General features: G+C 58.6%; 27 protein-coding genes and 1 pseudogene. 6 read left to right on the forward strand and 22 right to left on the reverse strand.

Annotation, left to right across the window (positions count from 1 at the left end):
• Positions 1-7 precede the first annotated feature (7 nt).
• Together msrA and msrB are read right to left on the reverse strand one after the other, a co-directional pair.
• Positions 8-715 carry a peptide-methionine (S)-S-oxide reductase MsrA gene (msrA, locus tag AC3WP4_RS03645; RefSeq protein ID WP_074873918.1) on the reverse strand — a complete coding sequence of 236 codons (708 nt, stop codon included), beginning with the start codon at positions 713-715 and terminating at the stop codon, positions 8-10.
• Positions 716-825: 110 nt separating this feature from the next.
• On the reverse strand, positions 826-1,344 hold the full coding sequence (msrB, locus tag AC3WP4_RS03650) for a peptide-methionine (R)-S-oxide reductase MsrB (protein WP_102615016.1): 519 nt from the start codon (positions 1,342-1,344) through the stop codon (positions 826-828).
• Between the two features lie 151 nt (positions 1,345-1,495).
• On the opposite strand from msrB, the gene AC3WP4_RS03655 reads away from it, so the two are divergent.
• The 5 genes from AC3WP4_RS03655 to AC3WP4_RS03675 all read left to right on the forward strand — a co-directional run bounded on the left by AC3WP4_RS03655 (position 1,496) and on the right by AC3WP4_RS03675 (position 6,879).
• Positions 1,496-2,212: a response regulator transcription factor gene (locus tag AC3WP4_RS03655; protein WP_074873916.1), complete on the forward strand. Its 717-nt coding sequence runs from the start codon at positions 1,496-1,498 to the stop codon at positions 2,210-2,212.
• Positions 2,209-3,726, forward strand: a complete 1,518-nt coding sequence (locus AC3WP4_RS03660) for a sensor histidine kinase (RefSeq protein WP_102615017.1) — start codon at positions 2,209-2,211, stop codon at positions 3,724-3,726. Before AC3WP4_RS03655 ends, AC3WP4_RS03660 begins: the two co-directional genes overlap by 4 nt.
• A 64-nt stretch (positions 3,727-3,790) precedes the next feature.
• Positions 3,791-4,306: a hypothetical protein gene (locus tag AC3WP4_RS03665; RefSeq protein WP_102615018.1), complete on the forward strand. Its 516-nt coding sequence runs from the start codon at positions 3,791-3,793 to the stop codon at positions 4,304-4,306.
• Positions 4,307-4,443: 137 nt separating this feature from the next.
• Positions 4,444-5,148, forward strand: coding sequence for a hypothetical protein (locus AC3WP4_RS03670; protein WP_074873913.1), 705 nt, complete (start codon positions 4,444-4,446; stop codon positions 5,146-5,148).
• Between the two features lie 300 nt (positions 5,149-5,448).
• The gene (locus tag AC3WP4_RS03675) at positions 5,449-6,879 is read left to right on the forward strand and encodes an aminotransferase-like domain-containing protein (RefSeq protein ID WP_074873912.1); all 1,431 of its coding nucleotides are present in this window, start codon (positions 5,449-5,451) and stop codon (positions 6,877-6,879) included.
• 172 nt (positions 6,880-7,051) lie between these two features.
• Here AC3WP4_RS03675 and AC3WP4_RS03680 read toward each other — a convergent pair whose 3' ends face one another.
• The 10 genes and pseudogenes from AC3WP4_RS03680 to AC3WP4_RS03725 all read right to left on the reverse strand — a co-directional run bounded on the left by AC3WP4_RS03680 (position 7,052) and on the right by AC3WP4_RS03725 (position 16,345).
• Entirely contained in the window at positions 7,052-7,852 is an 801-nt protein-coding gene (locus tag AC3WP4_RS03680; RefSeq protein ID WP_102615019.1) for an N-acyl homoserine lactonase family protein, read from the reverse strand.
• 14 nt (positions 7,853-7,866) lie between these two features.
• Positions 7,867-8,826, reverse strand: a complete 960-nt coding sequence (locus tag AC3WP4_RS03685; protein ID WP_102615020.1) for a diiron oxygenase — start codon at positions 8,824-8,826, stop codon at positions 7,867-7,869.
• Positions 8,827-8,893: 67 nt separating this feature from the next.
• Positions 8,894-9,652: a TauD/TfdA family dioxygenase gene (locus AC3WP4_RS03690; RefSeq protein ID WP_102615021.1), complete on the reverse strand. Its 759-nt coding sequence runs from the start codon at positions 9,650-9,652 to the stop codon at positions 8,894-8,896.
• 21 nt (positions 9,653-9,673) lie between these two features.
• The gene (locus AC3WP4_RS03695) at positions 9,674-10,546 is read right to left on the reverse strand and encodes a branched-chain amino acid aminotransferase (protein ID WP_102615022.1); all 873 of its coding nucleotides are present in this window, start codon (positions 10,544-10,546) and stop codon (positions 9,674-9,676) included.
• Positions 10,547-10,570: 24 nt separating this feature from the next.
• On the reverse strand, positions 10,571-11,923 hold the full coding sequence (locus AC3WP4_RS03700) for a KamA family radical SAM protein (protein WP_102615023.1): 1,353 nt from the start codon (positions 11,921-11,923) through the stop codon (positions 10,571-10,573).
• Positions 11,924-11,954: 31 nt separating this feature from the next.
• On the reverse strand, positions 11,955-12,599 hold the full coding sequence (gene yfcF / locus AC3WP4_RS03705; RefSeq protein WP_102615024.1) for a glutathione transferase: 645 nt from the start codon (positions 12,597-12,599) through the stop codon (positions 11,955-11,957).
• Between the two features lie 235 nt (positions 12,600-12,834).
• Positions 12,835-13,293, reverse strand: a pseudogene (locus tag AC3WP4_RS03710) (cupin domain-containing protein); the annotation flags it as partial.
• Positions 13,294-13,376: 83 nt separating this feature from the next.
• Complete coding sequence (locus AC3WP4_RS03715; RefSeq protein WP_074873904.1) at positions 13,377-13,871, reverse strand: RidA family protein; 495 nt, start codon at positions 13,869-13,871, stop codon at positions 13,377-13,379.
• Between the two features lie 50 nt (positions 13,872-13,921).
• Positions 13,922-15,202 (reverse strand): biotin carboxylase, encoded by a 1,281-nt coding sequence (locus AC3WP4_RS03720; protein ID WP_102615026.1) that lies wholly within the window; start codon positions 15,200-15,202, stop codon positions 13,922-13,924.
• Positions 15,203-15,244: 42 nt separating this feature from the next.
• The gene (locus tag AC3WP4_RS03725) at positions 15,245-16,345 is read right to left on the reverse strand and encodes an MFS transporter (protein WP_074873902.1); all 1,101 of its coding nucleotides are present in this window, start codon (positions 16,343-16,345) and stop codon (positions 15,245-15,247) included.
• A 148-nt stretch (positions 16,346-16,493) separates the two neighbouring features.
• On the opposite strand from AC3WP4_RS03725, the gene AC3WP4_RS03730 reads away from it, so the two are divergent.
• On the forward strand, positions 16,494-17,903 hold the full coding sequence (locus tag AC3WP4_RS03730) for an aminotransferase-like domain-containing protein (protein WP_074873901.1): 1,410 nt from the start codon (positions 16,494-16,496) through the stop codon (positions 17,901-17,903).
• 102 nt (positions 17,904-18,005) lie between these two features.
• On the opposite strand, the gene cyoE is transcribed toward AC3WP4_RS03730, so the two are convergent.
• The 10 genes from cyoE to moaC form a co-directional block, all read right to left on the reverse strand.
• Positions 18,006-18,893, reverse strand: a complete 888-nt coding sequence (gene cyoE, locus AC3WP4_RS03735) for a heme o synthase (RefSeq protein ID WP_074873900.1) — start codon at positions 18,891-18,893, stop codon at positions 18,006-18,008.
• 11 nt (positions 18,894-18,904) lie between these two features.
• Positions 18,905-19,240 (reverse strand): cytochrome o ubiquinol oxidase subunit IV, encoded by a 336-nt coding sequence (gene cyoD, locus AC3WP4_RS03740; RefSeq protein ID WP_074873899.1) that lies wholly within the window; start codon positions 19,238-19,240, stop codon positions 18,905-18,907.
• A complete protein-coding gene (locus tag AC3WP4_RS03745) occupies positions 19,241-19,867 on the reverse strand; it encodes a cytochrome o ubiquinol oxidase subunit III (protein ID WP_074873898.1) in 627 nt (208 codons plus the stop codon).
• Positions 19,868-19,870: 3 nt separating this feature from the next.
• Positions 19,871-21,901, reverse strand: coding sequence for a cytochrome o ubiquinol oxidase subunit I (gene cyoB, locus AC3WP4_RS03750; protein ID WP_074873897.1), 2,031 nt, complete (start codon positions 21,899-21,901; stop codon positions 19,871-19,873).
• Positions 21,902-21,904: 3 nt separating this feature from the next.
• Positions 21,905-22,849, reverse strand: coding sequence for a ubiquinol oxidase subunit II (gene cyoA / locus AC3WP4_RS03755; RefSeq protein ID WP_074873896.1), 945 nt, complete (start codon positions 22,847-22,849; stop codon positions 21,905-21,907).
• 815 nt (positions 22,850-23,664) lie between these two features.
• The gene (locus AC3WP4_RS03760; RefSeq protein ID WP_074873894.1) at positions 23,665-24,174 is read right to left on the reverse strand and encodes a disulfide bond formation protein B; all 510 of its coding nucleotides are present in this window, start codon (positions 24,172-24,174) and stop codon (positions 23,665-23,667) included.
• A 350-nt stretch (positions 24,175-24,524) separates the two neighbouring features.
• Positions 24,525-25,301: an ABC transporter substrate-binding protein gene (locus tag AC3WP4_RS03765; RefSeq protein ID WP_074873893.1), complete on the reverse strand. Its 777-nt coding sequence runs from the start codon at positions 25,299-25,301 to the stop codon at positions 24,525-24,527.
• 301 nt (positions 25,302-25,602) lie between these two features.
• Positions 25,603-26,055 carry a molybdopterin synthase catalytic subunit MoaE gene (gene moaE / locus AC3WP4_RS03770; RefSeq protein WP_074873892.1) on the reverse strand — a complete coding sequence of 151 codons (453 nt, stop codon included), beginning with the start codon at positions 26,053-26,055 and terminating at the stop codon, positions 25,603-25,605.
• Between the two features lie 3 nt (positions 26,056-26,058).
• Positions 26,059-26,301, reverse strand: a complete 243-nt coding sequence (gene moaD / locus AC3WP4_RS03775) for a molybdopterin converting factor subunit 1 (RefSeq protein WP_074873891.1) — start codon at positions 26,299-26,301, stop codon at positions 26,059-26,061.
• Positions 26,298-26,771 carry a cyclic pyranopterin monophosphate synthase MoaC gene (gene moaC / locus AC3WP4_RS03780; RefSeq protein WP_074873890.1) on the reverse strand — a complete coding sequence of 158 codons (474 nt, stop codon included), beginning with the start codon at positions 26,769-26,771 and terminating at the stop codon, positions 26,298-26,300. The genes moaD and moaC overlap by 4 nt, the downstream gene beginning before the upstream one ends.
• Positions 26,772-26,796 lie beyond the last annotated feature (25 nt).

The raw sequence follows: 26,796 nt of genomic DNA on the forward strand, positions 1-26,796 counted from the left end.
CCGCCATTCACATCCCCGCCTTCACCAACACCGGTTTTTCCTGATACCGATCCGGATAAAGCTTTTTCAGCTGCGCGACCTTCGGCAGATCGTTGATCACGATGTAGGGATAGGTCGGGTGCTCGGTCAGAAAGTCCTGATGTTCCTCCTCGGCCGGGTAGAAACCGTTGTAGGTTTCCAGCGTGGTGACAATGGGTTTGTCGAACGACCGGGCAGCGTCCAGCTGGGCGATGTAGGCCTGGGCGACACGTTGCTGTTCGCTGTTTTCCGGGAACAGCGCCGAGCGATACTGAGTGCCGTGGTCAGGTCCCTGGCGGTTGAGTTCGGTAGGGTTGTGCGCCACCGAGAAGTAGATTTGCAGCAAGGTGCCATAGCTGACCTGACGAGGATCGAAGGTGACTTCGACAGCTTCCGCATGACCGGTATCGCCACTGCTGACCCGCTCGTATTGGGCGGTGCTTGCAGCTCCACCGGCATAACCGGAGACCGCTTTCTTCACCCCTTTCACATGCTGGAACACGCCCTGGACGCCCCAGAAGCAACCGCCAGCAAAGACCGCCCTTTCGCTGTCGGCCTGGGTGGTTTCGTCGAGGGCGGGTGGAGGAATGATGACCGCGTCTTGCGCCGCACCGAAAGAGAACGCCAGGCATTGGCCGATGACACCGGCGGCGACCAGGCCCAACAGGGTGCGGCGCCAGGTAAACAGGGTTTTCATGAGGCTGATTCCTGAATGAATTAAATGAGTTCAACCGAACGTAGGAACGAAGCGCCGGGACGCGGCCGGGCATGGGCCTGCAAAAGTGAGTGAAAGTAAGTACCCGCGGATCAAGTTGCCTTTGGCACAAAAGTCATCGCCAGGCCATTCATGCAGTAGCGCAAGCCGGTGGGGTGGGGCCCATCGTCGAAGACATGGCCCAGATGACCGCCACAACGCCGGCAGTGGACTTCCTCACGCAGCATCCCGAAGGCGCGGTCCTGACGAGTGGCCACAGCGTTGTCCAGCGGTGCCCAGAAGCTCGGCCAACCGGTGCGGCTGTCAAACTTGGTCGCAGAAGAAAACAGCGGCAGGCCGCAACCGGCACAGGCAAACGTACCTTCACGGTGCTCGTTGTTCAGCGGGCTGCTGTAGGCCCTTTCGGTGCCCTCCTCGCGCAGGATTTCATACTGCTCGGCGCTGAGCATGGCGCGCCATTCGCTGTCGCTGTGAGACACCTCGAACACCTCCGCCGCGCTGGCATCACTGACCAATGCAGAACGCGCAGCAAATTTTGGCAATACACCGATGACCAGGGCTGCAGCGCCTAGCCCGCCGCTCGCTACGAGAAACTGTCGCCGTGAAAACATGGTCGTCTCCGAAAATTCCAGGTGCCTGTCATGGAACACAGCCTAGGCTTGGGTTGATCGCCAAATCCTCACGAGAAGTTAAACAATTCGTGATAACTCAGGCCCCGGAAAACCCGCACAATGCGCTCATTGCGCCGAAGGATTGAGCTTGATGGAACAGACCAAACGCGTCCTCGTGGTCGAGGACGACCTGCATATCGCCGACCTTATCTGCCTGCATCTACGTGATGAGCAGTTCGAGGTGGTGCACTGCGCCGACGGCGATGAAGGCATGCGCCTGCTGCAGCAAGGAAGCTGGGACGCTCTGATCCTCGACCTGATGCTGCCCGGCGTCGACGGCCTGGAAATCTGCCGTCGCGCCCGCGCCATGGCCCGCTACACACCGATCATCATTACAAGTGCGCGTTCCAGCGAAGTACACCGGATTCTCGGGCTCGAACTCGGCGCCGACGATTACCTGGCCAAACCCTTTTCGATGCTCGAACTGGTGGCGCGGGTCAAAGCGCTGTTGCGGCGGGTCGATGCCATGGCCCGCAATCTTAAAATGGACGCTGGCAGCCTGATCATGGACGGCCTCTCCATCGACCCGATCACGCGCGATGTGTCCCTTGACGGTCGCCGCCTCGACCTCACGCCACGGGAGTTCGACCTGCTGTATTTCTTCGCCCGTCAGCCCGGAAAAGTGTTCTCGCGCATGGACCTGCTCAACGCCGTCTGGGGCTACAGCCACGAAGGCTACGAGCACACGGTCAACACTCACATCAACCGCCTGCGGGCAAAGATCGAAGCCGATCCGGCACAACCTGCGCGCATCCTCACGGTGTGGGGGCGAGGCTACAAATTCGCGGCCAGGGAGGAGCAACCGTGAGACTGACCCTGACTCAGCGCCTGTCGCTGGTGTTCGCCGTTTTGCTGCTGGTGTGCTGCGGCACGTCGGCCTGGATGCAGGTGCGGTCCAACAAGATGCATGAGCTTGAGGTGGTGCAAGGGTTGTCGCGGGACCTGGCCCGGCACATCGCCCATGACACCGTGCTGATGGACGCCAAAGGCCTGATGCCCGACGCCGTGCGCGACCTGTTCAGCCAACTGATGCTGGTCAATCCCAGTGTCGAGGTCTATCTGCTCGACCCCGAGGGCCGGATTGTCGGCAGCGCTGCGCCCGAGGGTCGGATACGCCGGGAGCGGGTCGATCTGGCGCCGATCCAGCGCCTGATCAAGGGCGACGCCCTGCCGGTTCTTGGCGACGATCCGCGCAGCGTCGATGGCCGCAAAGTGTTCAGCGCCGCGCCATTGCAGGTCGATGGCAAACAGGTGGGTTATCTCTATGTGGTGCTGCTGAGCGAAGAGCACGACCGCTTCGCCGAACGCGGTGCCACCAGCGCCGCCCTGAATACCGCACTGTTGTCCATCGGGCTGGTGGCGTTGCTGTGCCTGATTGCCGGTCTCACGGCGTTCGCCCTCATTACCCGACCTTTGCGCCGTTTGACCGAAACCGTCAGCCGGTTCGACATTAATGGCGCTCCGGTGACCCCGCCGGCATCCGTCCCGGTGGAAAAGGCCGCCAGCCACGATGAAATTGCCATACTCGACGCGACTTTCCGGCAGATGCAGGCGCGCCTCGGCGAGCAATGGCGTTCGTTGACCCGCCAGGATCAGGAACGCCGCGAACTGGTGGCGAATATCTCCCACGATCTGCGCACGCCTCTGGCCTCGCTGCACGGTTACCTGGAAACCTTGTCGCTCAAGGACGCCACGTTGTCACCCGCCGACCGCCGCCGTTACCTGGGCATCGCGCTGGACCAAAGCCGCAAGGTCGGTGGGCTGGCGCAATCGCTGCTGGAACTGGTGCGCCTGGAACATGGTTTCGTGCAACCGGTGCTGGAGCGTTTCTCGTTGACCGATCTGGTGCAGGACATTTTCCAGAAATTCGAACTGACGGCCGAGGCGCGCCAGGTCGAACTGAAGGCCACTTTTGCACCCAATGTTTCGGCGGCCTGCGCCGACCTTGGATTGATCGAACGGGTGCTCACCAACCTGTTCGACAACGCCCTGCGCCACACCCCGCCAGGAGGAGAAATCGAGCTCAGCCTGCGCCCTCAAGGACCGTTTATCGAAGTCACCGTCAGCGACACCGGCCCCGGCATTGCTGCCGAATTGCGCGAAGGTCTGTTCCTGCGCCCGTTCAACATTGGCGGCGCACGGCGTGATGGCGGACTGGGATTACGGATCGTGCACCGTATCCTGCAATTGCATGGCCGCGAGATCCAGCTGATTGAGGTTCCTGGCAGGGGCGCGACCTTCCGCTTTTCGTTGGCGGTGGATCAGCAAACAGCCGAACAATTGGCGGTTCGGTCGATGAATCTGAATTCGCTGGGGAAATAGTCGGCTGCCTGAGCCACAACAACGGCTAATATCCCGGCTCCCATTTCGGCAAGGATGCTGCGCGATGCTCAATACCCTGCAAAACACCCCATTGTGGGTTTACGCGATATTTCTGCTGCTGTGCTACTACGGTGTCAAAGCCCTGTCCCCGAGCCGTGAAAGCAAAACTTCATTGCTCGTCACGGCGCCGATCTTGCTGGGCTGGTCTCTGTATTCGCTGAACCTGACGCTGAATCCACTGCTATCGGTCGGTTGTTGGCTGGCCGCCGTCATCCTGGGCAGCCTCGCGGCGTTGCTGATGTTCCCACGCAAGGGCATTGCGCTGGATGATCCGCAAACCGGCCTGATCGTGCCGGGCACAGCAAAAATCCTGGTGTTGTATCTGCTGTTTTTTGCGGTGAACTATTACTTCGGTTACCAGGATGACGTTCACCCGGAAATGGCCGCCACCCTTGAGATGTTGCTGCTCAAGGCGTCGGCTTCCGGCTTCGTCTGTGGACTGATCAGCGGTCGGGCGTTGACGTTTTATCGGCTGCTGCTGTCACTTCAGGCAAAACGCCCCCCGATAGCCGCCGGTTAAAAGCCGCTGTACCAAAAATGATGACCAGCCGCCTGTTCATCCGTGACAACGCCGCCTCGGTCCAATAGATTAGGCGGCCTGAAAAGGCCCAGAGCTTTCTCGCCTCAATCCAAGTTAAAAGAAGTAGTGAAATTTCAATGTCCGATTCCAATACCGCTGAATCCGTAGTCACCTTGTCGTCCAAAGCGGAATACGAAAACTCCATCAATCTTTCACAGCACGTGCCCCAGGCCAAGACCATCAGCGAGATGGTCCTGGACGCTTTCCAGTCCACCCGGGAAAGCGACCAGATCCGCGAGCTGCGCGCCGCGATTCGCCAGGCTCACGACAGCTTCGACGACGATAAAGCCTACGAATTGATGGGTGAACTCAAGCAGCTCAAGGACGCCGAAGCTGCCGACATTGCTGCCCTGGAAGACTTGAGCAGCAAATTCCCGATCAGCCGGATTCTCTCCAGCTTCAAGGATGATCCGGCATTTCAGGAATTGGTCTATGGCCTCGCACTGAAAGTGCTGAACCAGACCCACCAGGCCATCAGCAACCCAAGCAGTGGCAAAAGCAAAGTGGCTCGCGCCAAGAAAGATGTCGAAGTGTTCACCATCAGCAAAGACGGCATCAGCGTCACACTGCCGTTGCGCACCCCGCGTTCGCGACTGAACGTTGACCGTGAAGCGCTGGAATTCCTGGGCTTCACCTTCGTCGGCGAAGGCGAAGAAGCGGAGCTGGAAAGCGAGACCTTCCTGGACAATGCCGGGGCCGAACAAGCGGTTAACCGCAAGAACATCATCACCGCGCTTCAGCAACAAACCGCGTTCGATGGCTACAGCATCGCCGCTCAGTAACACGCACCATCAGCGGCGCTTCGGCGCCACTGACCCAAGAGCCCCGCCCTAGAGCGGGGCTTTTTATTGCCCGTGGTTTTACAAAACCCACAATTTCCTTTCCTGTCATCGCCGCCCACACCGCGACAGTTGCAAAGTGCCACCCCGTTCGGCAATCAATGCCCACAGGCACTCATGCCACGGTGATTCGGCGCCAAAAAAACACTTTTCCTTAACCCTTCAGCACCACGGGTCCGCCTGCAGGGAGCGTCAACTCACTTTCCAGCCCAAGACTTCAGTGGTGCGATTGCTGAGGTCATCATGAACACAACTCCCCTTTACCGTCAGTTGGCCAACCACTACCTCGACGCGATCCGCAGCGGCACCTTGAAAACCGGTGAACGATTCCCCTCCATTCGGCTGATGATGGAAAAACATGCCGTTAGCCTGTCGACCGCCGTGCAGGTTTGCCGGGAACTCGAGGACTGTGGCGTGCTGGAAGCCCGGCCGCGCTCCGGCAACTACATTCGCCAGCCCGATACGTTGCGCAAACCCGTCCCGATCGCTCCCCCGCCGCCGCTGGACACCGGTGTCTATGTCGGCATTCACGAGCAGGTGTCATCAGTACTCAAGGCCAGTCAGCGCGCGACGATCAAGGTCAATTTCGCCAGTGCCTTCTGCGCGCCGGAACTCTATCCGTTGAAGATCCTGCAAGACCATATGATCAAGGCACTGCGTCACGATCCGCACTTGCTCGGTGCGGCGGGTTCCACCTGTGGCAATAGCACGTTGCGCAGTATTCTTGCGCGACGGGCGCTGACCACAAAGGCCAACCTGCCAGCGGAAAAAATTGTGATCACCAACGGCGCGACCGAAGCGATCAACCTGGCTTTGCGCGCAGTCACTCAACCGGGCGATACCGTCGCGGTGGAGTCGCCGACCTTTTATGGTTTGCTGCAAATTCTTGAAAGCTTGAATCTACGGGTACTGGAAGTACCGGCGACTTCGCATGCCGGCATCAATCTGTTCGCCCTCGAACAATTGCTACAAGGCCCCGAACGGATTCAGGCGCTGATCGTCATTCCCAATCTGCAAAATCCGCTGGGCAGCATCATGCCCGACGCCAACAAGGCGCGGCTGGTGCAGCTGTGCGCCGAGCATGCCACGGTGCTGATCGAAGACGACACCTATGGCGATCTGGTGGATACCGAACAGCCGCTGTCCACGCTCAAGCACTGGGACCGCACCGACAACGTGATCTATTGCGCCTCCCTGAACAAAACCCTGGCACCGGGCATTCGCCTGGGCTGGATCAGCGCGGGGAAATGGCACGACCGCGTGGAAATGCTCAAACACACTCAATCCCGGGGATGTGAGGCGCTGTCGCAACTGGCGGTCAGTGCGTTCATGAAGACACCGTCCTACGAACGTTACCTGCGCCGCTTGCGGAAAATCCTGACTCACCAACGCCAGCAAATGAGCGCTGCGATCCTTCGCTATTTTCCCGCCGGCACCAGCGTGACCACCCCTCGGGGCGGTACGTTGTTATGGGTGGAATTGCCGCGCCAGCATTCATCCATGGCGTTTTTCCATGAGGCATTGAAGGCCGGCATCCAGATTGCACCTGGGGATATCTTTTCCAATGCCCAGCGTTTCAATCACTTTGTGCGCATTGGTTGCGGTGCGCCGTATTCACCGCGGATTGAGGAAGCGCTGGCGACCCTCGGCCAACTCCTCAAAAACCAGGACTAAACACATCCTTGTAGCAGCTGCCGAGCCTGCGAGGCTGCGTTCGGCTGCGCAGCAGTCGTAAATCCTGCCATTTCGGTTTACCTGAAACACCGTAGTGGATGGTTTTACGACGGCTTCGCCGCCGAACGCAGCCTCGCAGGCTCGGCAGCTGCTACAGGGTTTAGTGTTGGGTTCAGAGGGGGCTTTGGTGCAGGCAAATGATGTGCGGATCGTTATTCCAATGCGGGAAACGTTCAGCGATTAGAGGATCATGGCCGGGGATGACGTGATCTTCGCCGTCGGCAAGGCTGTCGATCAAGCTGAATGCTTCAAGCGTCTGCGCCAGATCATCCAGAATCGGAAACGGACTGCGCTGACGGATGTTCGCCCACAAGTGCGCGGCATCCGAGGCCAGGACAATCCACCCGCGCTCAGTGTTCACCCGCACCACTTGGCTACCCGGTGTATGCCCGCCCACCGGGTGCAACGTCACACCGGGAATCACCTCGACCGTGCCGGTGTGCAAACGCATCCGGCCTTCAAACAACGGCGGAAGCGCCGACATCACGTCGTCGACCTCGTAGGTTTTGTTAACCGTGTGATGGGCCATTTTCGGCCCGGTGCAAAAGCGCAGTTCCGCTTCTTGCAAATGCACCGTGGCCTTGGGGAAAAGCCCCAGGTTGCCGGCATGGTCCCAGTGCAAATGGGTGAGGATCAGGTTGTCGACCTGCGCCGGATCAATATCCAGTTGGCGCAGGGATTCTTCCGGCAGGCGATACATCTGACGGTTGCGCCGATCCGCCGTGGCTGGTTGAAAACAGGTGTCGACCACGATCGCTTGCTGCTCGTTACGAATGACCCAGAAGTAATAATCCAAGGGCATCGACGCATTCGGATCACCGCAGCAAGCGTCGTAGAGAAAGTTCTCCCGGGCGGTGCGCTGGGCATTGGCGCCGACACGGATCGCGAACACTTCGTACACAGGAACGGACATATTCACCTCCGGGTTCAGGCCGCTGCGGTGGCTTTGAGGGTCGGACGAAAGTCGAAATCAATCTCGTCGCTGATGCCCAGATCCTGGGCCAGACGATGCAGGCCGCTGTAGTCACGCATGATCGTGGCGTTCTTGTTGCTCTCCCGGGTGTCAGCGATGATCACCGCGGCGTCCTCGACCCCAAGCTGCGTGAGAATTGCCTCCCACATTGAGTAGTCCTGGGCGACAAAGGCACTCAGCGCCACCGACAACGTGCGAGCAAAAAACGCCCGATGGGTCGGCTGCATGTTCGCGTACATGACCTTCGCCACTTCCGCGAGAATCTTGCTGTGGGCATATTCATCGCGGTTATGCAGTTCGGCCACGCGGCGGTTTTGCGGTTGAATGCTCCGGTCGTCGGCCAACAGATCCAGATAAGCATTGACGCTGATCTCGGCCACCACCGCAAAGGTGATCGCCGCGAGGTCGCGCTGCCACTGCTCCGGCAGTTCTTCGCGAAGGGCGATCAGCCGCAGATAGGTGACTGACGGCGGCAACTCCAGATCCTGATCGAGTGCCCGCTCCTGCTTGGTCCGTTCGATGGCCCGCAGGTGCATGAGCGTGTGGTAGTGCTCGTCGATCAACGTCTGTTGCATGGCCTCGCGAAAATGCCAGTCGTCCTTGCCCAGGTATTGATTGGCGATGACGCTCAGCGCCGGGTTCACCACGTGTTCTTCGGCGGTCACCGTGCGCAGGTTGTAGCCGATCCAGCCCCAGGTCACCACGGTGCTCTTGAGTTCATCGCTCAGTGCCTGGAACTTCGGGTGATGGAAAAACGGCACCATGCACTCCGGGTAATCCGGGCGCGCCGGATCGAACGCTTCGCTGGCCTCGGCCTTGTCCGGTGCGCACACCGTGGCTCTCTTGGTCCAGGCCTGATTGAGCCGCACGACCAGTTGATGATCGACCTTGGCGATCTCGATTGCTGTTTGCATGACGCGATACCTGTAGGACGCGTACCCGATGACGGGTACGCCAATGAAATTAAGGGCGACGGATGAATCAGGCCAGCCAGTAGCGGGTCAGGTTTCGCGCCGGGTCAGTGTATCGGCTGCGGGCATGGATCATCCGCCAGTTGTCCCAAATCAGCAGGCATCCATCGGGAATCAGCACCGGTGTGTTGTGCTCAACGAAATACGCTTCGCCCAGGACTGCAAACCTGGCCAGTGACGACGAGCTGTTGGCGACTTGCGAGTGAAGCAGATCTTCCTTGGAAGGATTCACATCACCGTAGTGAAACTGGTTGTAGCTGAAGCGGAAAATGTCCCCGTCCTCTGTAGGCGTCAGGATGTATTCCTTGACCCGGCGTTGCGCGGCCTCACCGGGCTTGGCGGTGGCGACAAACTCCACAGGCGTGTCGTCGATCCATTCACGCAGCTCGGGATCGGTGCGCTCAAGGAACGCCAGCAATTCATACCCGTCCACCAACCCCGTGTGTCCGCCACCGCACGTGGCCTGTTGATGACAATGCAACGCCAGGTAGCGCGGCGGCGGACCGTACACTGGCGCTTCGGTGTGTGGGCCGATGCCGTTCATGCTCTGGGAATACGGCAAGTCTTCGTACCCCGGCTTGCGGGTGATGGCGAATGCGGTCTGCCCGTTGAATTGTGGTATGACCGAGCCGAACGCTTGCAGCGTGCCGAGCACATCGTCGGCGAACTCATCCGACGTCAACACCGTCCAGCCTCGCGCCGACAATTCTTCGTGGCGGTGGCCCAGTGAAACGTAAGGTTTGGACGCGACAATCCCTTGATCTGACATGGTGAGATTCCTGGCTGTTTATCAGGCGTTGACGGTTGAGGTGTAGGCGGCAATGAAGTCGCGACAGGCGTTGCCCGGTCGATAGCGATGTTCATCGATGAGCTGCACGGGGGTGATTTCGGCCGCGGTACCGGTGAGAAAACACTCGTCGAAGTCGCCAAGCTCCGTAGGAACAATGGTTCGCTCGACCACTTGGTAATCCAGCGCCTTAGCGAGTTCGATGACGGTCTGACGGGTAATGCCGTTGAGGAAACAATCCGGCACCGGGGTGTGCAACGTCCGACCCTTGACGAAGAACACGTTGGCGCTGGTGGCTTCGGCAACGTTGCCGCGCCAGTCGAGCATCAAGGCGTCGTGATAGCCGTTGTTTTCAGCATCGTGCTTGCTCAGGGTGGCGATCTGATAATGCCCGGATGCCTTGGCTTCAAACGGGCTGCAGCTCGGTGGCGGACGACGCCACTCGGCGGTTTTCAAGCGAATGCCGGCCATGTGCCCGGCCGGGTCGAAATAGCTCGGCCATTGCCAGCAGGCGATCGCCACGTGGACGCTGTTGAAGCGGGCCGAGGTGGAAATCATTTCACTGCCGCGCCAGGCCACTGGCCGCAGATAACCGTCGACCACGTTGTTGCGCTGCAGCAGTTCATGGCTGGCCGCTTCCAGCTCGGCCAGCTCATAGGGAATGACGAAATCCATCAACCGGGCCGAGCGATACAAACGCTCGCTGTGTTCGCGCAGTTTGAAGATCTTGCCGTTGTAGACACGTTCCCCTTCATACACCGTGCTCGCGTAGTGCAAACCGTGGGTCAGCACATGCAGCCGAGCCTGGGACCACTCGACGAACTCGCCGTCGAGCCAGATGTAACCTTCTCGCTGATCAAACGGAATACCGCTCATGTCCATATCTCCTGATGAATCGTCCTACGCCGTTTCGAGCAGAACCGGTATTAATTCGGGCGCCGACGCAACCACACGATCAGGCTCGGACTGAAAGAAGAACGAGCGCTCACCGAACGCCGGCCGCAACTCATCGAACCAGGTCGCTTGCGGATCGAAGCGCGCGTAGAACGTGCGCAACACCCATCGCGGATCGCGAGCCTGGAGAAACTGCAGCACGAAGACTTTCTCCCCGGCCACGGTTTCGATGCCGTTGATCAATACCTTGCCGTAGAAGGTGCTCATGGACGGACCGCGAACCGTGCGCGCCAACCCGGACACCGAGCGATACGCCGCCTGAAAGATCTCGAATGCCCGGGCCAGCGGCATCGCGAAGTAATGACTGGGGCCGGTATCGCGCTCGACAAACATGTAATAAGGCACTGCGCCGAGCCGCACGCCTTCGGTCCAGAGCGCCGCCCAATCCGCGGGGTTTTCGTTGATGTGCCGAATCACTGGAGCCTGCATGCGCAACGTCGCACCGCTGGAACGAATACGTTCGATGGCTTGGCGGGCGATGGCCTGGCGGATCTCCACCGGGTGGTTGTAGTGCCCCATGATCGAAAGGTTTTTCCCCGCCGCGACGATTCGCTTGAACAGCTCCAGCAACTCGGGCGCGTCCTTGTCGCTGACAAACCGTTGCGGCCAATACGCCACGGATTTGGTGCCGATGCGGATGTTTTTCAGGTGGGGCAAGTCCAGCAACGGCTCGATGTAACCGGCCAGCGAACGGGTGTTCATGATCATCGGATCGCCCCCGGTGATCAGCACGTCGGTGACCTCGGTGTGCACCCGCAGGTAACTCACCAACTCCTGGGATTCGCGCGCATTGAACTTGAGTTCTTCTTCGCCGATGAACTGCGCCCAGCGGAAACAGAACGTGCAGTAGGCGTGACAGGTCTGACCGGCACCGGGGAAAAACAGCACGGTTTCGCGGTACTTGTGCTGTATGCCCGGCAGGACCTTGCCATCAAGAGTCGCGCCGTTATGCGTCAGTTGCCCGGCCGGATGCGGGTTCATGCGCAACCAGATCGCCTCGATCCGCCGCTTGATGGCGGCAGTGTCATCCAGGTCGATCAGTTGCTTGAGCGAGGCGTATTCGTCCGGCAGCAGCATGTCCTTGTGGGGAAAGGTCATGCGGAAAATCGGATCGTCCGGGATGTTGCTCCAGTCGATCAATGTACCCAGTACGTATTCATTGGTGCGAAACGGCATGACCCGGGCCACGACGGTCATGGCTTCCTGCAACGCCGGCGTGAGTTTCTGCCAGTACGGCGTGTCTCGAATGGTGCGTGAGTTATAAGGCTTGTATCTTTCCTGCTCCGACATTCCCTGCATGACAGCGCTCCTGGTGATTGGCTGGCAGTTCTTACTGGATGGCCGGCGCTGCGCGCTCTATGTCCATCCATGCCCGAACACTGTCGCGATCCCACTGGCGGCGGACGTACGCGGCGAGTCGGGAGGGAACCTCATCACCATTGGCGACCAGTCGGTTGAGCATGATTGCCAAGTCGGTGTCGGCAATGCTCCAGTCACCGAACAGATGCTCGGCGCCGCCCTCCAGCAACCGATCGGCGACAAAAAATAACCGGTCGACGGCGGCCAGGGCATCGTCGGACAGCGGGGTATCTTTTTTGCCGAAATAAATAAGATCCGCCGGGCGTTCTTTGCGAATGACCAACAAATCACTGCGCAACCAGGCCTGGAGTTGACGGGCTCGGGCGCGCTGCTTGATGTCCAGCGGCAATAGTCGGTTATGCCCCGGCGCTATTTCTTCCAGGTATTCGGCAATGGCCGAAGATTCCGACAATGCGAAGCCCTGGTGAATCAGCGTGGGAATCTTGCAGGTGAGAGACAGATCACGATAGTTCGCTTGATAGTTCTCGCGCGCTTTCAAATCCAGCGTGACAAGTTCAAATGAAAGTTGCTTTTCCTTGAGTGCCACAAAAGCCGACATCGCAAAAGCACTGACAAAATCTGCACCGACATAGAGTTTAAGCTTTGTACTTTCCATAGAACGCTCCCTTGCACTAACCACATTAATCCGTTGCCTTGGAAGTGATCGTAGTTAGTTGCTCAAGCGCTGAACAGATACAGAAATTATCTGTTTCTATCGATACAGAAAGTTAAAAAGCGCAGAACGCCGGGAGGATTTGACAGGGCCGCAGAAAAGAAAAAGGGAGTCAGCGAACGCTGACTCCCTGGTGTGCAACGAAGGGAAAGTGATGGTTGGACAGTGATCAGGCCTGGCGATCGTCCAGGCTGGAGAGCGACGCCATTTGCGGCATGTTGCTCATATTGAGCATCGCCAGCGGCTCGTCGTCGCTGGTGTTGACGAAGCCGTGTCGGGTCCATGCCGGCACCAGCAGCACATCGCCAGTGCTGACGCTTACTTCATCGGCATCCCCCAGGGTCAAGGCGCCGCGGCCGGACTGAATGATGAACAGGTGCCACCACGAATGAGCATGCCCATTCAACACCGCACCCGGTTTCAACCATTGCATGGACACCGCCATCCCTGGGGTCAACTTGCAACCTTCGATGCTGTTGTCGTGAGCCAGCGCAACAATATCGACGTCGCTGGCCTCGAGACTCTGCCGCATGTCTGTCAGTTCGCCCCTCTTCCACACCTGTGCACTGACCGACGGCTGATGCAAACTCTGGCGAAAGTCCTTATATGAAAAAAACGCACCTTGAACATTATTCATCGCGAGTTCCAACTTATGTTGTCGACTTGATTGGCCGAACCTTAGGCCAACCATTCAACACTGTAAAGCCGAACAACCAACACTTATAACGCCGACGGTTTCAGCGCCACAATCATGTCAACTTCTATCGCGGCATTTTTCGGCAATTGATAAACACCCACGGTCGTTCGGGTATGTTTACCGGCGTCCCCCAGCACATGGCTGAATACATCCGACGCACCGTTGGCCACTTCACTGAGATCAACAAAGTCCGCCGTGGATTTGACATAGACCGTTATTCGTACCAGCGACTTTATTTTATCCAGCGAACCAATCGCATCAACGATCAGCGCCAGCCCGCGCATCGCGCTGATGCTGGCTGCGGTTTGCGCATCTGCCATGTTCAATTCCAGGCCGACTCTGCCGGGGTTCTGGATCTTGCCGTTCATGCGCGGCACCAGGCCACTGATGTACAGCTCGTCATGATGCCGAATCAGCGGGGCGTAATGCCCGCCAGCGGTGTTCTCGCCGTAGATGTCATAGCCAAGCTCTTTTGCCAGGTCGATGAAACGCTCATCACAGCTCTTTTGCTCAATCATTTACCAAACCCTCTGAATCAATCATGCAAAAAAACGCAGGTCCCGACGGCTCAGCCAAAGGCCCTCGTCGCCGGGGCCAGGCAGGTGACCTCGACGCGAGACTCGATCGCTTCTGCCAGCCGCAACAGGTTGTCGCTGAGTTGTCCGTAGTCCTTGCTGAACAACACGATGTGGCCGATGAATGAGGTGTTGTCCTTCACCAATGCCATGACCGAATCACCGACGCGCTTGGCATACACCGCTTCCACCAGTTCAATGTTCAGTTTCCGGGCCAGCGATTCGATGTCTGGCGTGGCGCGCAAAATACCGTCAGCCGGCGCTCTGAACAGACGGATGCCGCAATAACCCCGGGCGACGGGATCCCGGTGTTCGGCCTTGCCTTCCACCGCCCATCTGACCCATTTTTCCCACGGATCGAAATCCACGAACGCCAGGCGGGCCAGGTCCCAGATGTGCATGCCGCCGGGGCGCATGTTGGTTTCCACGGCAGAGGTCAGCCCGCCGGAGCGCAGGAACACTTCGTTGTGGTAGGCGCCGTTATCCACCGAGACCAACGCCGACATGTGCCGACCCGCTGCCGACAATCGAGCCTGCACGTCGGCCGTCAACGGCGCCGGCACTACCTGCTGGATTTCCGCGCGATAGGCGCCTTCGGTGGTGGTTTTTTCGGTAACCCAGGTGATGCCGGCCACGTAATCCCAGCTGTATTCCCGAGCGTTCTGGATCAGCTCTTCAAGGACGATCCCGCCTTCGCGATACGGCTTGAGTGCGTGCCAGGCCTCGTCGCATTCGGATGGATGATGAATGACCCGACAACCTCTGCTCGCCCCTTCACAAGCGGGCTTGATAAAGGCTTTGCCGCCCAGCTCGATGACCCTCTGGCGCAGTTCGGCCAGGCTCGCGATGCGTGCGGAAAACACCGGACGGTAATGCTCCGGTGAAGTACTGGCAGCCGCTTCCAGCTTGCGAAAGATCTGCTTGTCCAGCCCGGCCCGCGCCTCGTCCGGGGTGATACCGGGCAGGCCGAAATGGCTAGCCAGTGCGGCACCGAGTAACACGCCACGGTCGGAAAATGGCAGAACGCCGATCAGCTTCCATCGATCGGCATTCAAGCATCCCACCACCAGCTCGAGGGAGGCCGCTACCTCTTCGGGCGCCAGTGAAGTGCTGCAGACGTGATCGGCCACTTGCTCGTCAGCGGGCTGAATCTGATCGACCACCAGGATAAGCCGGGCGTTATAGAGCGTCTTGCAGAGCTCGCGCAGTTTCTGGATGTCGTGCACCCGATTGCCGTTGTACCCGACCACGACTACGCATGATGTCGTATTCATGAAGCCTCCGACCTGTGAAGTGAGTAACGCAACCGAGATGAGTCAGTCGTGCAACGACGCATTGGATTTACGGTTGAGGTAGTACCAGGCGAGGATCCCGCCCGCGCCAATGGCGGCCAGCACCAGTGCGTTGTACGGCGGCGGCACGACCCGCATGATCAGCACCGTCAGGCCTGCGCCGACACCGAGGGAGACTTCCTTGACGAACATGTTGTTTTGTTTGACGGAGAAGTAATCGAGGTAGCTGAACGCACATTCGGCGAGGGACAGCAGCGCCACCCAGATCAACGCGCCGACGAGGGTTTCGACGTGAAAAGCGGCCGGAGACGAAAGCACCGCAAAACCGCCGACGATGATCCCGATCACCGCGACCACCTTGAAGCGCCCGGTGCGTTCGATCAGCTTCATCATCGGCACCTGAGCGAACACCACCACCGCGCTGTTGAGGATCAGCATCAGGCCGTACCAGGCAGGTAATTCACCGGTTTCGAGCAGGATGGCTTGCGGCAGGATCGAGAATACGCCAAACAGTTTGATCCCCATGATGATGCCGGCGATCACCCACGGCAGTTTGTTGCGCCAGCCGCTGCCGTCGTGGGTCACCGGGTGGGCCACGACCGCTTGAGTGGTGAACGTCGCCCCCATGGCGATGGGCAGGCAGAGCAGCACGAAAGCGGCAGCGCCGAGGAAAAACATGGTTGGGGTCAACAAGGGCGACAGCAGGATCAACCCCGCCAACAGGCTGCCCATGTTCATGGCGACCCGGTTGTAGGCTGCGCCCTCTTTGGTCTGGGCCGCTTCGCTCTTGATCAGGTAGCCGGCGATGGCAATGCCGTAGGCAAACAACGCAGCGGCAAACATCACCATGCCCTGGTTGCTGGTGACCGCGAGCAAGACCAAGCCGAGGGCGGCGCACAGCAACGTAACGCTCAGCGAACGCCGGCCCAACACCAACAAGGTCAACGGCAACAGCAACAGCAAGGCCCGATAGCCGAGGGCGAGGATGCTGTTGGTGGCGGTGTCGAGCCAGACGTTGGCCTTGCCCAACACGGCAAACAGCGACACCGCCGTGATGATCCGGATTGTGAACAGGCGAATGTTAATCACCGGTTTGGCGATCGCGACCGTTGTTTCTACACTCATGCAACACCTCTGGAACCAAGCGATTGCCGAGGCCACAGCGCCGACAATCAAGAAAGTCTGTAAGGTGATGGTAGTGAGAGACGCTTGTTTTCATCAGAGCAAGTTCGTATAGAATCCAACGAACTTTACTGCCGGAGTGACCAGTAAAATGCAGGTTCAGCGCGCAGTGATCGCCGCTATCGAGTTCCAGCAGGGGGTTCCGCTGGTTCAGCAGATCGTCGATCAATTATCGGAGGCAATCAGCCACGGAGGCCTGCCTCACGGCTCCCGGCTGCCGCCGATTCGCGAACTCTCCGAGTTGCTGAACGTGGGCAAATCCACGGTGGTGGATGCTCTGGACCGCTTGCGGGCCAAGGGTTTGGTGGTTTCACGCCAGGGCTCGGGGCATTACGTGCACCGTTCCAGCATCACGATCAAGACCGATGCCGGCCCGGACCTGCAACCTCAAGACACGCTCAGCGTGGTCCGCCGCGCGGTGCTGCTGGACAACGGGGCGCTACGCCCTGGGGCCGGTTTCCTGCCGTCCTCGTGGCTGCCGGCTGACGAGTTGCTGAAAGCCGTGCGCAGCACGTTGCGCGCCACCTCCCTGCGCATGGGCGAATACGGCGTCGCTGGCGGTTACCTGCCGTTGCGCGAGGCGTTGCGGGTCAAGCTGTCGGCCTTGGGCATCGAAGTGCCGGTGGAGCAGATCATCACCACGGCCAACACCGTGCAGGCCATCGACATGCTGATGCGCCTGCTGGTCAAGCCCGGCGACACGGTGCTGCTCGACGATCCGTGTTACTTCACCATGCACACCAATCTGGCCCTGCATGGTGTCAGGGTGGTCACCATCCCCCGCGGGAGCGACGGCATGGACCTCGAGACCTTCGAGCGACTGCTGATTGCCCATCGTCCCGTGCTCTACATGACCAACAACACCTTGCACAACCCGACCGGGCATTCGTTCTCCCCGGCCCAGGTTTATCGCTTGCTGGAGTTGAGTCACCGTTATGGTTTCCACATCGTCGAAGACGATTTGTATTGCGACTTGCAGCAACGAAGCACGCCACGCCTGGCAGCGGGTGGGCTGGACAATGTCAGTTACGTGTCCGGTTTCTCCAAGACCCTGACGGCTAACAGCCGCGTCAGCTACGCAGTGCTTTCACCGCAACTGGCCGCACGGCTGGTCACACTCAAGATGGCCGCTGGTGGCATGACCTCAGAACTGGCGGAGCAGATTATCTGCACGATGCTCAGTGATGGCAGCTATGCCAAACATACCCGGCGCACGGTGGATCGGCTTTACGAGTCGAGCAGTCGGGTGTCGAGTTGGCTGGTGGAGGCGGGTTGTTCCGTTTCTTCGCTGCCGCATGAAGGGTTGTTCATCTGGACGCGCCTGCCCGAAGGGCTGCATGCCGAAACACTGGCAAGGAAAGGCCTGGAAATCGACCTTGTACTGGCACCGGGCACCCTGCTCAGCAAAGCGCCGGACGCTAGCCGTTTCCTGCGTTTCAACGTGGCGCATAGCGATAACAGCCAGGTGCGGGAACGGTTTTTCCGGTTGCTTGATAGCTGAGTTTTCTCTCGGATAAACCGCGGTGCGGCCTTCGCGATCAATGCATACAAAAAAGCCCCGCTCTTCTCTCGAAGGCGGGGCTTTTTGTGCAGAGTCTGAACCTTAAGGCGCGTAAGTCAGCAACAGCTCACCCGGCACTTTGAAGTCTAGCGACATCATCACGCTCAACGCGGTAATGGTGAAGATCGAGAACACGAACAGCTTGCGTGCCCAGACCGTGTCATCCACTGCCTTGTAGCCGGTCCAGGCCATGTACAGCCAGTACATGCCCATGGCCGCGGCGACGGCGAGGTAGCTCATGCCGGCGTAGCCGCTGAAAGTCAGCATCAAGGTCGCCACGAGGAACGCCAGGATGTAGAGCAGGATGTGCTTCTTCGCCACTTCAATTCCGCGCTTCACTGGCAACACCGGAATCGATGCGGCCAGGTAATCGTTGAAGCGGAAGATCGCGATGGCGTAGGAATGCGGCATCTGCCACAGGCTGAACATCACCAGCAACGTCAGTGCGGCCATGTCGAAGTTGTTCGTCACAGCCACGTAGCCAATCACCGGCGGCATGGCGCCCGACAGACTGCCCACCAGCGTGCCGTGAACCGACTTGCGCTTGAGGTACAGGCTGTAGAAGCCGACGTAGATGACAAAGCCGATCACCGCGAACAAAGCGGCCAACGGGTTGGCCACTGTGTACAACAATGCAACGCCGAAAACACCCAGGACGGTCGCAAAAGCCAGGGCCAGTTTCAGGGAGATCAAGCCCTGGACCAGCGCCCGGTTTTTGGTGCGTTCCATCTTAAGGTCGATGTCGCGGTCGATGCAGTTGTTGAACACGCAACCGGAAGCCACCACCAGCGACGTGCCGATCATGGCGGCCAGGAAAATGGCCAGATCGACATGCCCTTTCGAGGCCAGGAAAAATCCGCCTGCCACAGAAAGCACGTTACCGAAAATGATCCCCGGTTTGGTGATTTGGATAAAGTGCTTAAAGGACATCCGGACTTTCCTCAGTGCGCCATCATGTTGGTGTGGATGCTGAACATGATCCACAGCGACAGGCCTACCAGCAGGACAATCACGATCGCGGCGAAAACAAACGCAATCACGTTGTTACGCTGCGCGGCCGAACGGTCCAGGTGGAGGAAGTACACCAGGTGCACCAGCACCTGGATGACTGCGAAGGCCAGTACGATCCACAGGGTCATTGCTTTGGGCAGCGATGGGTACATCACCAGGCCGAAAGGAATGACGGTCAGGATCACCGACAGAATGAAGCCGATCGCGTAGGACTTGACGCTGCCGTGGCCGGCGTCGTGGCCATCGTGGGAGTGTGCGTTAGCCATTTACATAGTCCCCATCAGATAAACAACGGTGAATACGCAGATCCACACCACGTCCAGGAAGTGCCAGAACAGACTCAGGCAGCTCAGACGGGTCTTGTTGGTCGCCGTCAGGCCGTTCTTCTGCACCTGGTACATCATGATCGCCATCCAGATCAGACCGCTGGTCACGTGCAGACCGTGGGTGCCGACCAAGGTGAAGAACCCGGACAGGAAGCCGCTGCGGCTAGGACCGAAGCCCTCGGAAATCAGTACGTGAAACTCGTTGATCTCCATGCCGATGAAGCCGGCGCCGAACAGGAAGGTCATGCCCAGCCAGCCCAGGACCTGGTTCTTCTTGCCTTTGAACAACGCCAGCATGGCGAAGCCGTAGGTGATCGAACTGAACAGCAGCAGAGCGGTTTCGCCCAGTACGTACGGCAGTTCGAAGATGTCGTGGCCCGACGGGCCACCCGCTACGTTGTTAACCAGTACCGCGTACGCTGCGAAGATCGACGCAAACAGGATGCAGTCGGTCATCAGGTAGAGCCAGAAACCGAATACGGTCATCTCGCCCGAGTCGTGGTGATGGTCGTCGTGCCCATGGTCCGTGCCATGGGCGTGTCCAGCAGTGGTCACTAAGTTCGACATGGTTTAAGCCTGTTCCAACGAGGTTTCAACACGGGTGGCGGTGGCTGGAACTTTCCCGGCCGCTACCAGACGCTTGTGCTGCTCGGCTTCGATGCGCTCGATCACGTCGACCGGCACCATGTAGCCTTGATCATCACGGGCAGCGTGGATCACGAAATACACCACGGTGCCAACCAGGCCAACGATGGCCAACCACCAGATGTGCCAGATCATTGCGAAACCGAACACGGTCAACAGAGCACCCATGACCACACCGGTCGCGGTGTTGTTTGGCATGTGGATCGGTTCGTACCTGGCCGGAGCCTTGTACGCGGTGCCGTTTTCCTTGGCTTCGGTGAATGGGTCGATGGTTTCCGCTTTTGGCAGCACGGCAAAGTTGTAGAACGGTGGTGGCGACGAGGTCGACCATTCCAGCGTGTGGGCATTCCACGGGTCACCGTGTTCGCACATGTTTTCCGGCTTGTTGCGATCACGCACGCTGACGTACAGCTGGATCAGCTGGCAGGCGATACCGACCGCGATCATCACCGCACCGAACATGGCGACGTACAGGTACGGCACCCACTCAGGGTTGGTGGTGGCGTTCAGACGACGGGTCATGCCCATGAAGCCCAGTGCATAGAGCGGCATGAACGCGACGAAGAAGCCCGAGATCCAGAACCAGAACGCTGCCTTGCCCCAACCTTCGTGCAGCTTGAAGCCGAACGCTTTAGGGAAGTAGAAGCCGAAGCCTGCGATGTAGCCGAATACCGCGCCGCCGATGATCACGTTGTGGAAGTGAGCGATCACGAACAGGCTGTTGTGCAGGACGAAGTCCGCACCCGGAATGGCCAGCAGTACGCCGGTCATGCCGCCGATGGCGAAGGTCACCATGAAGCCCAGGGTCCACAGAACCTGGCTGGTGAAACGCAGACGCCCTTGGTAGATGGTGAACAGCCAGTTGAATAGCTTCACCCCCGTCGGGATCGAAATCAGCATCGTCGCCAGACCGAAGAAGGCGTTGACGCTGGCACCCGAACCCATGGTGAAGAAGTGGTGCAACCAGACCATGAAGCCCAGGATCGAGATCGCGCCCGATGCGTAGACCATCGAGTGGTGGCCGAACAGACGCTTGCCGGTGAAGGTCGAGATGACTTCGGAGAAGATCCCGAACGCTGGCAGAATCAGGATGTAAACCTCGGGGTGACCCCAGGCCCAGAACAGGTTGACGTACATCATCGGATTGCCACCAAGTTCATTGGTGAAAATGTGGAAATCCATGTAACGGTCAAGCGTCAGCAGTGCCAGGGTAGCGGTCAGGATCGGGAACGAGGCCACGATCAGGACGTTGGCCCAGGTGCAGGTCCAGGTGAAGATCGGCATGTCCATCAGCTTCATGCCCGGTGTACGCATTTTCAGCACGGTGGCCAGGAAGTTGACCCCCGTCAGCGTCGTACCCAACCCGGATAGCTGTAGCGCCCAGATGTAGTAATCCATCCCCACGCCAGGGCTGTATTGCAGGCCCGACAGCGGCGGATAGGCAACCCAGCCGGTCTTGGCGAATTCGCCGACGCCCAGGGACAGGTTGATCAGCACCACGCCGGAAACCAGCAGCCAGAAACTCAGGGAGTTCAGGAACGGATAGGCAACGTCACGCGCGCCGATCTGCAGCGGCACTGCAAGGTTCATCAGGCCGGTGAAGAATGGCATCGCCATGAAGATGATCATGATCACACCGTGAGCGGTGAAGATCTGGTCATAGTGTTCAGGCGGCAGGTAGCCAGGCGAACCCTCGGTGGCCATGGCCAACTGGGTACGCATCATGATGGCGTCGGCAAAACCGCGCAGCAGCATGACCATGGCAACGATGATGTACATCACGCCGATTTTCTTGTGGTCGACCGAGGTCAGCCACTCGGTCCACAAATACGTCCACTTCTTGAAGTAGGTGATTGCAGCGAACAGCGCCAGACCACCGAGCGCGATCATGGCGATGGTAATCATCACGATCGGTTCGTGGAACGGGACCGCTTCCCAACTTAATTTACCAAACATCGTTTACTCCTCTGCCCCGGCAGCTGAATGCGAACTCATGTCCATCCCTTCCATGGCGGCCATTTCGTGCTCTTTCTTCTCGTGGTGCATCGGCTTGCCCGGTTTCATGCCTTCGTACTTGTCGACGATGATCTGGAACAGGTTCGGCGTGACCGAGGAGTAGAGCTCGACTGGGTTGTTCTGGCTTTGCTTGGACAGGGCTGCGTATTCAGCTTGTTCAAGCTGTTTAGGTGCCTTTTTGACTTCGCTGACCCAGGCGTCGAAATCTTCCTGAGAGGTGGCGATAGCTTTGAATTTCATGCCGGTGAAACCAGCGCCGCTGTAGTTGGCGGAGATACCGTCCATTTCAGCGTTCTGGTTGGCGATCAGGTGCAGCTTGGTCTGCATGCCGGCCATCGCGTAGATCTGGCCGCCCAGGGCCGGGATGAAGAACGAGTTCATCACGGAGTCCGACGTCACCTTGAAGTTGATCGGGGTATGCGCCGGGAACACGATCTTGTTGACGGTGGCGATGCCTTGCTCTGGGTAGATGAACATCCACTTCCAGTCCAGCGCGACCACTTCAATGGTGATCGGCTTGACGTCGGATTCCAGCGGCTTGTAAGGATCCAGCGCGTGGGTCGACTTGTAGGTGACGTAGCCCAGGGCAATGATGATCAGCACTGGAACAGCCCACACCGCGATTTCGATCTTGGTGGAGTGCGACCATTTCGGCGTGTAGACGGCGTCGGTGTTGGACGCGCGGTATTTCCAGGCGAACAGGAAAGTCATGACGATGACCGGAACCACGACCAACAGCATCAGCAGCGTTGCGGTGATGATCAGGTTTCGCTCGTCCAGGCCGACCTGGCCCTTGGGATCGAGCAAGGTCATGTTGCAGCCTGACAGCAACAACGTGCCGATCAGCGGCAATAAGCCTAGTAGTCTGGGGTACCTGTTTTTACTCATCTCACGACCTCTAAAGCAGCTTGCGCAATGCAGTTGGGTTTTGATCGCCAACACTTCACCCTGCCAAGGGTTGGCATTTTTCTTGGATTGAATAAGTGGCTGCCCGTCGCGCGTCAGACGCTGCTCGACAAATCCTGGGCCAGCGTTGAGTTCTTATTCGAATTCGTGGTCAAAGGCCTAGTTACAGACCAATTCCATTTGGTGCGGATAATTGGAAGGCGCCGACACCTGGGAGTCGCATGAAGCCTAAGAGCCTCTCGACGCCCTATTCCTGCTCAGGGATGAGCAGTGCCGGGAATTCAGTGCGGGCGATTGTAGATATGTAACGTTTTATAAACCATGTCTCATCCCGAAATAATTTTTATCCATTCCAGCAACAATCATTAACGGTATTTGCAAAAGTGCGCCATGGTATCGAAATTCATTCTCAACAAAAACACCAAAAATTGTAGGTCTACCTCAGGCAGTTCAGACAGTATCGAAGGCTCTGCGACCACCTTCGACCCTGCCAAAGCCCCCATGTGACAAGGGCTTCGCCAATTCGCCAGGCCCTGTTAAAACTGCCTGTTCCGGATTTTTGGGGCTGAAGTTGCCCGACGTTTGAAAAGGCCAATTTTGTTGCGCGACCGTGTACCAATTCGGCGCCTGGAAATGCCTTGCGACACTCGCGCTGTGACAACATGTCGCACACATGCCGCGCCCAGACTTGTCGCGCATCAAGGTCATTTCACCCGAGCCCTGAAATGCAAAACGCCCCGGCCTCCTCAACGAGGGCCGGGGCGTTTTTTTTGTCGGCAGCGGTGCGGCGGATAACCTCAGCGCAGGGCTTTGCGGTTACGCGAAGTGAGCAGCGGCACCAGCACCACGATCAGCACAAAGGCCAGCAACGCCCATTGGGCAAGCGACAAACCGAGGATCGGCGGGTACGGCGTGGAGCAGAAGCCGTCGACCTGAAAGCCCAGCGGGAAGATCTTCGCCAGTGGCAAACCGTCGACGATCGGTTGCAGTACATCGATGCCGCAGCTGACTGCCGGATAGAACTGGGTATAGACGTGATGCCCGGCCACCCCGACGCCTGCAATTGCGCAGATCACCACCAGGGTTTCAAAAACCGTGATGCTGCGGCGGGTGCGCATGGCCGCGCCGATGAACGCGAAGAGCGCAATCAGCAACAACGCATAACGTTGCAGGATACACAGCGGGCATGGCGCCTCACCCAGCACAATTTGCATGTACAGCGCGCCACCAATCAGGCCCAGGCAGATGATGCCCAGCAACACCAGATAGCGCCGTTCACGGCCCAACCGCATCGTTTCCTCGCTCATTGCGTTTCCCTTCTAAATATCGATTGCCCGCAAGTCTACACGCTGGCCCTGACCTTTGAGAGTCCGGCAGGCGCAGCGGGGTATCGGGGAATAGACGACGGGCCGGTTAAGAAGGGATTAAATTCGGGCTATTTCCAGAGATGATTTGCATGATCCCGCGACCGCATCACCAGCAGGCTGGCTCCCACTTTGGATTGCATTCACAGGCTGGCCCATTTTGGAATGCATTCGCAGGTTGGCTCCCACTTTGGAATGCACTCACAGGCTGGCTCACTTTGATTGCATCCACAGGCTGGCCCACTTTGGATTGCATTCAACTGTGGGAGCCAGCCTGCTGGCGATGGGATTGATCAGTCGCCGTAGATATCGGACTTGAAGTACTTATCCGAAATCTTCTGGTATTCGCCACTGGCGCGAATGCCGTCGATGGCCGTGTTCAGCTCGGAGACCAACTCGGTGTTGCCCTTGCGCACCGCAATCCCGGCGCCCTCGCCCACGTACTTCGGATCCTTGAGCTCCGGCCCGACAAAGGCATACCCCTTGCCACGCGGCATCGTCAGGAAGTCATTCAGCGGGATGGTGTCGGCAAAAATGGCATCGAGGCGACCGGCCGCCAGATCCATGTAGATCTCTTCGTTGTTGCTGTAACGCTTGACGTTGATACCTTTGGGCTCAAAAACCTCGGTGGCATAACGGTCAGTGGTGGTTGCGCGTTGCACGCCAACTGTCTTGCCCTTGAGGCTGGCGTACTGATCATCCACTGTCGCGCCTTCCTTCATTACCAGACGCGATGAGGTGAAGTAATACTTGTGGGTGAAATCCACGGACTTCTTTCGGTCTTCGTTGATGGTCATGGACGACAGCGCCATGTCGATTTTCTTCACTTTAAGGGAAGGAATCAGACCGTCGAACTCACCTTCGACCCAGACACACTTGACCTTCATCTGTGCGCACAGGGCATTGCCGATGTCGTAGTCGAACCCGACAATCTCACCTTTCTCGGTTTTGGAGGCGAACGGCGGATAAGCCGCTTCGATACCAATGCGCAGGGTTTTATCGGCGGCAAACAGGGAACTGCACGCCAACAGGCTTAGAGCCAGACCGGTGATGAGGGGGAATTTCTTCATATTCGTTCTCTCGCGGGTTGTTGTTGGTTTGGCAAGACAGAAGAAAGAGCAGAAACGGGGGAAGCGCTTTTTTGTACTTATAAATCCATACTGGACTTTTATGTATTAATCGTCAATCGGGGCGATCGAGGATGTGTGGCCCGGTGGTCGGGCGGTGAGTATTGGGAGTTTTGGTGTTGCTTGTGGCCTCTTCGCGAGCAGGCTCGCTCCCACAGGGAATCTATGTCGTACACAGCATTTGTGTGGGAGCGGGCTTGCTCGCGAAGGCAGACGGCCTGTCAATGAAGAACCAACTGGCTGTTTACCGCTTCCAGCGATCCGCCGCCGCATGATCGCTGTCACGCCCTTCAACCCAGCGCGCGCCGTCAGGGGTGTTTTCTTTCTTCCAGAACGGTGCGCGGGTTTTCAGGTAGTCCATGACAAAGGCGCAGGCATCGAACGCGGCCTGGCGGTGGGCGCTGGCGGCGCCGACGAAGACGATCGGCTCACCCGGTTCCAGGGCTCCGATGCGATGCAGCACTTCAAGCTTGAGCAGCGGCCAACGCTGCTCGGCTTCTGTGGCAATCCTGGCGAGGGCTTTTTCGGTCATGCCCGGGTAGTGTTCAAGGAACATCCCGGCGACGTCGAGTCCGTCATTGAAGTCGCGAACATAGCCGACGAAACTCACCACCGCCCCAACGCCCACATTGGCGGCGTGCATGGCATTGACTTCAGCACCCGGATCGAACGCCGTGGATTGCACGCGAATCGCCATGGCTCAGCCTCCGGTCACGGTCGGAAAAAAGGCCACTTCATCGCCATCGCTCACCGGCTCATCGAGCTGGCACAGGTCTTCGTTGCGGGCGCACATCAGGTTTTGCTCGCTCAACACTTCGGCACCGTCACGCCGGGCCAGCAGCGCACGCACATCGTCGACCGTGGCGAAATCACCTTCAACCTTCACCGAGTCCACGCCGAGCGCTTCACGATAACGGGCAAAAAACTTCACGGTGACGTTCATGGCTGATCCGCCTGGAAATGGCCGCTCTTGCCTCCGAGCTTCTCCAGCAGCCGCACGCTTTCAATGGTCATGCCGCGATCCACGGCTTTGCACATGTCATAGATAGTCAGCGCCGCGACGCTGGCGGCGGTAAGGGCTTCCATCTCGACGCCGGTCTGCCCGGACAACTTGCAGCGCGCGACGATGCGCACGGTGTCGTCGCCTTCGGCACTGAGCTCGACCTTGACGCCGGTGAGCAGCAGCGGATGGCACAGAGGAATCAGATCGCTGGTTTTCTTCGCCGCCTGAATGCCGGCGATACGCGCCACGGCGAACACATCACCCTTGGGGTGACCGCCGCTGACGATCATCTGCAGGGTTTCGGGCAGCATGCGCACAAGCGCCTGGGCCGTTGCTTCACGGAACGTCATGGCTTTTTCAGTGACGTCGACCATATTGGCGCGACCTTGGGAATCGAGATGAGTCAGCACAGGGATACTCCTGATCAGGAGCCCC

It is taken from the genome of Pseudomonas sp. FW305-20, from assembly GCF_058788075.1.